1 protein-coding gene is annotated in these 489 nt (G+C 63.2%); it reads right to left on the bottom strand.

Going from position 1 to position 489, the window contains the following annotated elements; all coding sequences use genetic code 11:
• Positions 1-149: 149 nt before the first annotated feature.
• On the bottom strand, positions 150-489 hold a 340-nt coding region (locus RNB18_RS51085), incomplete at its 5' end, for a formyltransferase family protein (RefSeq protein ID WP_311720933.1).

Below are 489 nucleotides of genomic sequence, written 5' to 3'. Positions count from 1 at the left end.
ACTGATGGTCGTCGGTGGCGTCGGCGAACAGATTCACCCGTTCCTGGGTGATCTCCAGCCACTCGGTGGGGCCCAGCTCGCTGCCCTTCGCGGCCACGAACTCGTCAAGACCATTGAAGATTTTCACGCTCACTCCTCTCGAACCGTGGTCAGAAGACTACGGTCTGATTCCCGAACCGGATCACGCGGTCCTCACAGTGCCACAGCACTGCACGCGACAGCACCAGCCGTTCGACATCCGCACCCAGGCGCACCAGGTCACCGACCGAGTGGCGGTGGTCCACGCGGACCACGTCCTGCTCGATGATCGGGCCTTCGTCGAGGTCGCCGGTCACGTAATGCGCTGTCGCGCCGACCAACTTGACCCCGCGTTCCTTGGCCCTGCGGTACGGCGCCGCGCCGATGAACGCCGGCAGGAACGAATGATGGATGTTGATCAACGGGCAGCCCACGGCGTCGAGGAATTCAGGAGTCAGGATCTGCATGTAC

It is taken from the genome of Streptomyces doebereineriae (genome assembly GCF_031845645.1).
GTDB lineage: Bacteria > Actinomycetota > Actinomycetes > Streptomycetales > Streptomycetaceae > Streptomyces > Streptomyces canus.
Note: the sequence above shows the minus strand (reverse complement) of the source record. Positions and strands in the feature narration are given on the sequence as shown.